Origin of the sequence: Rhodococcus sp. 05-2254-6 (assembly GCF_002258565.1) — a bacterium.
Classification (GTDB): domain Bacteria; phylum Actinomycetota; class Actinomycetes; order Mycobacteriales; family Mycobacteriaceae; genus Rhodococcoides.
The window spans coordinates 98,725-108,257 of the sequence record NZ_NOZF01000159.1 but is presented as its reverse complement, the minus strand read 5'-3'; the positions used below and the strand labels follow the sequence as shown (position 1 = coordinate 108,257).

At 67.1% G+C, this 9,533-nt stretch carries 7 protein-coding genes, 1 tRNA gene and 1 pseudogene; 3 read left to right on the top strand and 6 right to left on the bottom strand.

The annotated features are described in order from the left end of the window. The first annotated feature begins 143 nt into the window (after nucleotides 1-143). From CH256_RS22535 to CH256_RS22525, 3 genes are read left to right on the top strand one after another with little or no spacing between them, the layout of a single operon-like run. Complete coding sequence (locus CH256_RS22535) at nucleotides 144-1,271, top strand: LolA family protein (RefSeq protein WP_094670596.1); 1,128 nt, start codon at nucleotides 144-146, stop codon at nucleotides 1,269-1,271. Continuing rightward, the gene (locus CH256_RS22530) at nucleotides 1,268-2,230 is read left to right on the top strand and encodes an ABC transporter ATP-binding protein (RefSeq protein WP_094670595.1); all 963 of its coding nucleotides are present in this window, start codon (nucleotides 1,268-1,270) and stop codon (nucleotides 2,228-2,230) included. The genes CH256_RS22535 and CH256_RS22530 overlap by 4 nt, the downstream gene beginning before the upstream one ends. Beyond that, on the top strand, nucleotides 2,227-3,039 hold the full coding sequence (locus CH256_RS22525) for an ABC transporter permease (RefSeq protein WP_068054172.1): 813 nt from the start codon (nucleotides 2,227-2,229) through the stop codon (nucleotides 3,037-3,039). The genes CH256_RS22530 and CH256_RS22525 overlap by 4 nt, the downstream gene beginning before the upstream one ends. On the opposite strand, the gene CH256_RS22520 is transcribed toward CH256_RS22525, so the two are convergent. The 6 genes and pseudogenes from CH256_RS22520 to topA all read right to left on the bottom strand — a co-directional run bounded on the left by CH256_RS22520 (nucleotide 3,029) and on the right by topA (nucleotide 9,463). After that, nucleotides 3,029-3,838 carry an esterase/lipase family protein gene (locus CH256_RS22520; protein WP_094670594.1) on the bottom strand — a complete coding sequence of 270 codons (810 nt, stop codon included), beginning with the start codon at nucleotides 3,836-3,838 and terminating at the stop codon, nucleotides 3,029-3,031. The genes CH256_RS22525 and CH256_RS22520 overlap by 11 nt on opposite strands. Nucleotides 3,839-3,859: 21 nt before the next feature. After that, nucleotides 3,860-4,903, bottom strand: a complete 1,044-nt coding sequence (locus CH256_RS22515; RefSeq protein ID WP_218829151.1) for a zinc-binding dehydrogenase — start codon at nucleotides 4,901-4,903, stop codon at nucleotides 3,860-3,862. Between the two features lie 102 nt (nucleotides 4,904-5,005). Next, nucleotides 5,006-5,081 (bottom strand) — tRNA-Thr (locus CH256_RS22510). A gap of 85 nt (nucleotides 5,082-5,166) precedes the next feature. Next, entirely contained in the window at nucleotides 5,167-6,303 is a 1,137-nt protein-coding gene (locus CH256_RS22505) for a DNA polymerase III subunit delta' (protein ID WP_373454862.1), read from the bottom strand. Then, nucleotides 6,300-6,338 (bottom strand): annotated as a pseudogene (locus CH256_RS29040) (hypothetical protein). The gene CH256_RS22505 and the pseudogene CH256_RS29040 overlap by 4 nt, the downstream one beginning before the upstream one ends. 116 nt (nucleotides 6,339-6,454) lie before the next feature. Further along, nucleotides 6,455-9,463: a type I DNA topoisomerase gene (gene topA / locus CH256_RS22500; RefSeq protein ID WP_094670593.1), complete on the bottom strand. Its 3,009-nt coding sequence runs from the start codon at nucleotides 9,461-9,463 to the stop codon at nucleotides 6,455-6,457. Nucleotides 9,464-9,533 lie beyond the last annotated feature (70 nt).

Genomic DNA, 9,533 nt, shown 5'->3' with positions numbered 1-9,533 from the left:
GCGGCGGCAGCATTCGTTCAAGCCGCTGACCACACGGAAGTACTACCCCGGCCCACACTCCATCGAGCTCCAGATCAACGGTGTGAGTTACGGTCGCGCGGAGTTCTCGCTCGGGGGCTAGCGGCGAGCGTCGTGCAGCTCACATGCAGCACCTCGGGTACGTCCGTACGGTCGAAGAGGTGCGCAAGAAGTGGCGGTGGCTGGCGGTGGTGCTCGGCATCGCCGTGCTCGTCGCAACTCCCTCGGTGATCTCGCGCTTGCCCGTCGACCCGTCCGACATCGGCGCGACCGAACTGCTCGAACAGGTCATGTCCTCCACCGAGACGCCGTACTCGGGCTACGCCCAGGCGGTCGGCGGTGTCATCATTCCGGTGACCGAGGGGCTCGGCGGCCTGCCGGATCTGCTCGGCGACACCACCTCTCTGCGTGCCTGGTATCGCGCCCCGGACAGCTGGCGCGTCGACACCGTGCGTCTGGCCGGTGAGCGCGGTCTCTACCGGAGCCCGACGCGGCTGTGGAGATGGGACTACGAGCAGAACACGGCCGTGGTGACCCCGGTCCCCGAACCGAGCCTGCGCCTGCCACGCGAGGCCGACCTGCTCCCCCCGGAGCTGGGCCGGCGGTTGCTGAGCGAGGCGACCGCGGATGAGGTCACCCGGCTTCCGGCACGCCGGATCGCCGGTCGCGACGCCCCTGGCCTGAGGCTCGTCCCCAGCCAGCCGCAGAGCACCGTCACCGGAGTCGACGTCTGGGTCGACCCCGACAGCGGGCTCCCGCTGCAGGTCGACGTGCTGGGAGCCGGGGCCACCCGTCCGGTCGTCAGCACCGCGTTCCTCGACTTCTCCTCCGAGATTCCCGATGCCGACACCGTCCGTTTCGTTCCCCCGCCCGGTACCGACGTGCAGCAGCAGGACGGTGGCGACATCGCCTCGTTCGCCGACCGGCTCGACACCTCAGGCCTGCCGTCGACCCTGTCCGGCCTCGATCTGCGCCCCCGCGAAGGCCAGGGTTCGGTGGGAATCTACGGCCGCGGCGTGACCGAACTGTTCGCCGTTCCCCTGCCGCGACGCGCCGCGGGCGGACTCGTCGAACAGTTGCAGTCCGCCCCCGGGGCAATCGTCACCGACGACAGCGTCGCGGTGTCGATCGGACCACTCAACGTCCTCGTCACCGGACCCACCGACGACCGGCGTCGCTATCTGCTGTCCGGCACCGTCACCGCGGAGACCCTGACGACCGCCGCCCAACAGCTCGGAGGAGCAGCCACATGATCCGCACGACCGGCCTGACCAAGAGCTACGGATCGGTGCGGGCAGTCGACGGTGTCGACCTCGACGTGCGCGCCGGCGACATCTACGGCTTCGTGGGCGCAAACGGCTCCGGCAAGACGACGACCGTGCGCATGCTGCTCGGCCTGGTGCTGGCGACCTCCGGGCAGATACAGGTGCTCGGCGAGGAGATGCCCCGGCGACGCCGAAGCGTGCTGCCACGGGTGGGGGCGCTGATCGAGAACCCCGCCGCCTACCCCAACCTGTCCGGACGCAGAAACCTCACGCTGCTCGACGCGGCCGGTCCGGGTGGGTCCCGGCGGACCCGGAAAACCAGGGTCGGTGAAGCCCTCGAGCAGGTGGGCCTCGCCGGAGTGGGACGCAGACCGGTCAAGCAGTACTCGCTCGGCATGCGGCAGCGTCTCGGGCTGGCGGCGGCGCTGATGCGTACCCCCGAACTGCTGATCCTCGACGAGCCGACCAACGGACTCGACCCACAGGGAATCCTCGAGATTCGAGAGTTGCTGCTGGGCTTGCACTCTCAGGGCACCACGGTGTTCCTCTCCAGCCATCTGCTGGCCGAGGTGGAACAACTGTGCGACCGAGTGGGAGTGCTCGACCGAGGTCGACTCGTCCTACAGGACCAGCTGTCCTCGATGCAGCGGTCCACCGGCCGGGTGTCGGTGCGCACCGCCGATCCCGCCCACGCGGTCTCCGTGCTCTCCGGCGTCGACGGGGCCACGGTGCTCGAACGTGTGGGTCAGCAACTCGTCGTCGAGCACCGGGACCCAGCCGAGCTGAACCGGCTCCTCGTCGAGGGAGGTGTCCGGGTGAGTGAGCTGAGCGAGCAGCGGATGAGCCTCGAACAGTCCGTGCTTGCTGTCACCGGGGCCAGTTCCGACAGAGTCGACGCCCCCGGCGCACTTCGAGACAGCGCCACCCGGACCGAGGTGACCGCATGATCGGCGTCGAACTGCGCGCAATGCTGAGCCGACCCCGCACCTGGGTCGTCATCCTTCTGCTCAATCTGCTGCCGACCATCGTCGCGGGCCTCCTCGCCCTCACCGACGTCGGTCCGCGTCCCGGCGAAGGCCCCGCCTTCCTCTCTGCGGTGACCACCAACGGCCAGCTGTTTCCGCTCGCAGCTCTCGCCATCGTGCTCCCGCTGTTCCTGCCCGTCGCCGTGTCGGTGATCGCAGGCGATGCCGTCGCCGGGGAGGCCCAGGCCGGCACGCTGCGCTACCTGCTCGCCCGCCCGGTGGGACGAACCAAACTACTGGTGGCGAAGCTGGTCTCGGTTGCCGCCTTCGTGCTGCTGGCCGTCGTCGTCGTGGCCGTCATCGCATACTTCGTCGGCACGACGCTGTTCGACGTCACGACCCTGGGGGGCGTCTCCAGCGTGTCCGGCACAGTGCTGACCGACGAACAGGTCGCCACGCGCACCGTCATCGCCGTGCTCTACGTGACCATGTCCATGCTCGGAGTCGCCGCCATGGGCCTGTTCCTCTCGACCCTGACCGACTCCCCGCTCGCCGCGACATTGGGCGCGTTGGCGTTCCTCATCGCGAGCTCGCTGCTGCTGACGCTGGACGCCGCCGACGCCATCGCGCCGTACCTGCCGACGCGATACTGGTTGGCTTTCGTCGACCTGTTCCGCGACCCGGTGCCGACGCGGGACCTGATGCGCGGCGTCGGTGTGCAGGGCGTCTACGTCGTCGTTCTTCTCGGCGCGGCGTGGGCGAACTTCACCACCAAGGACATCACGAGCTGAGACGGCTGCAATCAGCTGCGCCGAGCTCGGTGGTGGAGTCGCCGTCCAACTGGGCAGAGACCATCGCACCGACCAGAGGATCGCGCGGCAGGTTCCCGTGATCGACGGTCGAGTCCGCGCACACGCTCTGAACGGGGATGTTGACCGCCCCGTCGAGTTCGGCCGACGTCGGCGGGGTCACCACCTGATCCAACTCGGTCCAGATCGACACCCACTGCGGCCCATCCGGGGTCTCGTCCCCGGAGTTCAGGGCGGCGAACACGGAACTGTCCGGGGCGAGCTGCTGACAAGCGGTGGCGCACTGGTCGGGCACGAACTGGGCCGCCAGCGCCGCCACCTGAGTGCCGTGGTGCGGGGAGCCGAGAGTGACGATGCGTCGGGCCTGCTCGGCACCGCCCAGGTCGGCGGCCCAGAGCCGGGCCACCACCCCACCGGCGGAATACCCGACGACGTCGACCGAAGTCGCTCCCGTCCGAGCCAGAGCCGCGTCGACGGCGTCGCGCAGGGTCTGCGCCTGCACGGTCAGATCGCCGACGCCACCGTCGGGCAGGGCCACCACTGTGGCGTCGCGACCGTCCTCCCGTAGTTCGGCGGCGAGCACCTCCAGCGAGTCGGTGGATCCGCCGAACCCGGGGATCAGCAGCACCGGGCCGGGAACGGACTGGTCGACGCTCGCGACGGGGTCGCTCGCGGGGCGTGATGCGACGAAGGCCGCCACAGCCGCGACGACCGCGACCAATACGAGGGCGAGCACGACATACAAGAGTCGACGGCGAGCCGGGGCGAGGGAGGCGAACACTCTGTCCAGTGTGCCTGCAGATCACGCCTGATCGCGGACCACCGGAGGAACGAGCACGAACTTCCCCACGTGGTCCCTCTCCAGGAAGCGCTGCTGGGCGGCCGCGATCTGCTCGAGCGGAAACGACTCGGCCAACAAAGGACGAATCTCACCGGCCTCGATGTACGACACGAGGTTCGGAAACACGTCCTCGTCCCACGCTGTACAGCCGAGGAGCGTCAGGTCGTTCAGGTACATCGTCCGTAGATCCAACGCGACGATGGGTCCTGCGATCGCACCCGAGGACACGTATGTTCCCCCACGAACGAGGACGTCGAGCAACGGACCGAAACCGTCGCCTGCGACGTTGTCGATCACCACATCGACGCTGTGCTTGCCGAGGGCGTCCACCACGTCGACATCGCGCCCGTAGACCTCGTGGACGCCGAGTTCGCGAAGCTGGTCGTGCTTGGCCCGGCTGGCGACGCCGATCACGCGGGCACCGCGCCGAGCGGCGAGTTGCACTGCGGCAGAACCGACTCCGCCCGACGCGCCGGTGATGAGCACTGTCGACCCTCGATGCACCCCCGCGCGAGCGATCATGTTCTCCGCCGTGCCGTAGGCACACGGAATCGTCGCCAACTCCGCATCGGTCCACCCACAGTCGACCGGAAAGATCTCGCTCGCCGGAACGACGACGAACTGCGCGAACGCGCCGTCCATGTCCGAACCCAACCACCGCGTCTCGCCCGACGAGAAGCCGTCGACGCGCATGCACGATCGAACCAGGACACGGCGGCCGACGATGGATTCGTCCGTCCCCGGACTCGCACACACGAGACCGCAGCAGTCCGTGCCCTGAATCAGCGGAAAAGGCGTCGCGTCGTTCCACCCGCCGTCCGCGTACCAGCCCACGCGTGTGTTGATTTCGGTGTTGTTCATCCCCGCGGCCAACACTCGAACGAGCACCTCCCCGGGGCCCGGCACGGGTATCGGCACCTCGGACACGACGAGGTTGTCGTACCCACCGTTGCCGGTGGTGACGATGGCTGTCATCAGATCACCGCGGGTGCTATCGGTTCGCATGAAGTCATCTTGCAGGACCGACGTCACGAACAGGCCGATGCAGCGCTGGATCGACAACCAAAAAGGCCCCCGACGCGCTGGTGCGTATCGAGGGCCTGCTGGTGGAGCCGCCTAAGAGAATCGAACTCTTGACCTTTTCATTACGAGTGAAATGCTCTACCGACTGAGCTAAGGCGGCGTGCCTTTCGGCGTTGGTGAGTCTAACGGAGCATCACGTCGAAACGAAAATCGCCCTCCCTCGAGCGGCGAGGCGGGCTCGGCCCCTAACGCAGCACGTCGCCCAGCGTCGCCACCATCGCATAGATCGCGAACTTGGGTTTTGCATTGACTGCCAACGACTCTCGGCATTCGAGGATCGCCTCGATACTTTTCAGCAGCGCCTCGGGAGACACCGCTTTTGCCATCCGTTCGACCTGCTCGGCCATGTCGGGGTGAGTGGCCGTAGCGGTCGATCCGTACGAGCGCGCGAGCGCATCTCGATACAGGCCCACCAGATCCATCAGCGCGCGATCGAGTGAATCACGCCCGGTTCTGGTGGCCCTCGACTTCTGCCGCTTCTCGAGGTCCTTGAGCACCCCGGCCGAGCCGCGCAGCGCACCCGCCGCACCCTTGCCGGTACCGCCCGCACCCAGAGCGGTCCGCAATTCCTCGGTCTCGGCCTCGTCGCGGGAGGCACTCATTTCCTTGGCCTCGTCCTCGGCGGCCTTCACCAACTCCTCGGCCGCGAGGTAAGCCTGATTGGGCCGAGCTGCAGCCGACGCCAGAGCCAGTGCGCGCTTACGACGCGCTCGGGCGTCCTCATCGGTGGCGAGGCGGCGCGCTCTGCCCACGTGGCCGCCGCTGATCGACGCGGCCCACTCTGCCGTCTCGGCGTCGAGCTTGTCGCGGGTCTGCAGCACCTGCGCGATCGCCGGCACCGTGGGCGTGACCAGCGAGACGTGCCGGCACCGCGAGCGCAGTGTCACCGAGATGTCCTGCGGATCGACCGACGGCGCGCACAGCAGGAACACCGTCTTGGCCGGCGGCTCCTCGACGACCTTGAGCAGCACGTTTCCGGCACCCTCGGTGAGCCGATCGGCGTCCTCGACCACCACCACCTGCCACAACCCAGTGCTGGGGCGACGCGAGGCGATGGAGACGATGTCTCGCATCTCCTTGGTGCTGATGCTCAATCCCTCGGGCACGACGCGTCGCACATCGCCGTGGGTACCGGCCATGGTCGTCGAGCACGCCTGGCAGTGCCCACACCCGGGAGTGCCCTCGGTGGTGCACTGCAATGCCGCAGCGAAGCACAGGGCAGCGATGGAACGACCCGATCCGGGTGGGCCGGTGAACAGCCACGAATGCGTCATCGCCGACGAGTCGACGCCTGTGCGAGCGGCTACCGCAGCGGCCGTCAGATCGGCCTCGACATCTTCCTGACCGACCAATCGATCGAACACACCCGCCATGCACGCAACCCTAGTGGTTGGGGCCGACAACCCGAACCCGCGAACTCGAAGTTGTGGATGGATACGGCACGGAAAACGTCCATAACTTCGAGCTCGGCGGTTACTCGGTGTCGGTCTTCTTCGCCGGGGCCTTCTTGGCCGGGGCCTTCTTCGCGGCAGTGGTCTTGGAGGCAGTGGCCTTGGTGGCCGTCTTCTTGGCAGCAGCTTTCTTTGCCGGAGCCTTCTTCGCTGCGGCCTTCTTGGCCGGAGCCTTCTTGGCGGCGGCCTTCTTCGCCGGTGCCTTCTTCTTCACCGGACCACGAGCGCGCCTGTCCGCCAACAACTCCGACGCACGATCGTCGGTGATCGACTCGACCTCGTCGTCCTTGCGCAGGCTGGCGTTGGTCTCGCCGTCGGTGACGTACGGCCCGAAGCGACCGTCCTTGATCACCATCGGCTTCTCACTGATCGGGTCGACGCCCAGCTCACGCAGCGGTGGCTTGGCTTCGCCTTGACGACCCCGACGCTTGGGCTCGGCGTAGATCTTCAACGCCTCTTCCAGGGTGACGGTGAACATCTGATCCTCGTCGGCGAGCGAGCGAGAGTCGGTGCCCTTCTTCAGGTACGGGCCGTATCGACCGTTCTGCGCGAGGATCTCTTCCTTGGACTCCGGATCGACTCCGACGACGCGGGGCAGCGAAAGCAGCTTGAGCGCATCCTCGAGCGTGATGGTCGCCAGGTCCATGGACTTGAGCAGAGAACCGGTGCGCGGCTTGGGGCCGGTTGCCTTCTTCGCAGCCGCCTTCTTGGCCGGAGCTTTCTTGGCCGCCGCCTTCTTCACCGCGGTCTTGACGCCACCGCCACCGTCACCGTCGTTGCCGGACGGCACCGGGACGATATCGGGCTCGGGGGGCGTGGGTTCGGGTTCCGGCTCGGGCAGGATTTCGGTGACGTAGGGACCGAAACGGCCTTCCTTCGCGACGATGTCGTGACCGGTCAGCGGATCGACACCCAGCTTGCGCCCCTCTTGCGGTGTGGCGAAAAGCTTTTCGGCGAAGTCGATCGTCAACTCGTCCGGCGGAAGATCGTCGGGCAGGTTGGCGCGCTGGCTGATCGGATCGCCGTCGGGATCATCGTCGTTCTTGACCATGCGCTCGAGATACGGACCGTAACGGCCCACGCGCACATGGATTTCGCGACCCTCGGAGTCGTCGAACAGACGGATGGAGTTGATGGTGCGGGCGTCGATCTCTTCGAGATTCTGGCCGACCATCTTCTTCAGTCCACCGGAGCGAGCCACCGAACCCTCGGCACCGGTGTCGCCGCCGAAGTAGAAGCTCTGCAGCCAATTGCCGCGTCGCTCACGGCCTCCCGCGATGGCGTCGAGGTCGTCCTCCATGCCTGCGGTGAAGTCGAAGTCCACCAGACGCCCGAAGTGAGCCTCCAGCAACGCAACCACCGAGAACGCCACCCACGACGGCACCAGTGCACTGCCGCGCTTGTAGACGTAACCGCGGTCGAGAATGGTCTTGATGATCGACGAATACGTCGACGGCCGACCGATGCCCAGCTCCTCGAGCGTCTTGATGAGCGACGCCTCGGTGAACCGCGCGGGCGGGTTGGTGGTGTGACCGTCGGGATCGAGCTGGGTGGCGGTGACGGCCTGGCCCTGAACCAGTGCGGGCAAACGGGATTCGGCATCGTCGGACTGTCCGCCGGCCTGATCGTCGACGCTCTCCACGTAGGCCTTGAGGAAGCCGGCGAACGTGATGGTGCGCCCCGAAGCGGAGAACGTGCACTCCTCGCCGGTTCCGGCCGTTCCGGTGATGCGCAGTGTCAGCGTGGTGCCGCGCACGTCGGCCATCTGCGACGCGACCGTGCGCTGCCAGATCAGCTCGTACAGGCGGAATTCGTCGGTCTGCAGGGCCGAGTGCAACTGACCGGGCGTCTGGAAGACATCACCGGACGGGCGGATGGCCTCGTGGGCCTCCTGCGCGTTCTTGACCTTGCGGGTGTACTGACGCGGCGACGGATGGACGTACTCCGGTCCGTAGAGCTCGGTCGCCTGGGTACGTGCCGCCGAGATCGCCGACGCGGACAGCGTCGTCGAGTCGGTACGCATATAGGTGATGTAGCCGTTCTCGTACAGTCGCTGCGCGACACGCATGGTGCGCTCGGAGCTGAAGCGCAACTTGCGGGCGGCTTCCTGCTGCAGCGTCGACGTCATGAACGGCGGGTACGGCTTGCGGGTGTACGGCTTGTCCTCCGCGGACGCGACCGTCAGGTCGACGCCTTCGAGAGCCTCGGCGAGGCGTCGGGCACGCGGTTCGTCGAGGACGGTCACCGCATCGGACTTGAGCTTGCCGTCGGCCCCGAAGTCGCGACCGGCGGCGACGCGATTGCCGTCGACATTGACCAGGCGGGCTCCGAAACTGCGCGGGGTGGCGTCGGCTCCGGCGTCGAGCGTGGCGGAGATGTCCCAGTACTCGGCACTGCGGAACGCCATCCGCTCGCGCTCGCGCTGGACGACGATGCGGGTGGCCACGGACTGCACTCGGCCTGCCGAGAGCTTCGGCATGACCTTCTTCCACAGCACCGGGCTGACCTCGTAGCCGTAGAGACGGTCGAGGATACGACGCGTCTCCTGGGCGTCGACCAGGTCTTGGTCCAGGTCGCGGGTATCGGCCGCTGCGGCGAGGATGGCCGGCTTGGTGATCTCGTGGAACACCATGCGTCGAACGGGGATCTTGGGGTTCAGGGTCTCGAGGAGATGCCAGGCGATGGCCTCACCCTCGCGGTCGGGGTCAGTGGCGAGATAGAGCTCGTCGGCATCCTTGAGCAGGCTCTTGAGCTCGGCGACCTTGCCCTTCTTCTCCGGCGAGACGACGTAGAGGGCCTCGAAGTCGTGGTCGACGTCCACGCCGAGACGCGCCCAGGGCTCACCCTTGTACTTCGCGGGAACATCCGCGGCACCGCGGGGAAGGTCGCGAATGTGGCCGACGGAGGCCTCGACGACGTAGTTGCTCCCGAGGTACGGGGCGATCTTCTTTGCCTTGGTCGGAGACTCGACGATGACCAGACGACGTGGCTCGGCGGAGCTGTCCCCCGTGCCGTTGTTACGTGCTGCCACCTTGCTGCCGAACCTTCCCTAGTGCGTTTTCACAGGCAGATTTGCCTGTCCCACTACTAACAGACTGACA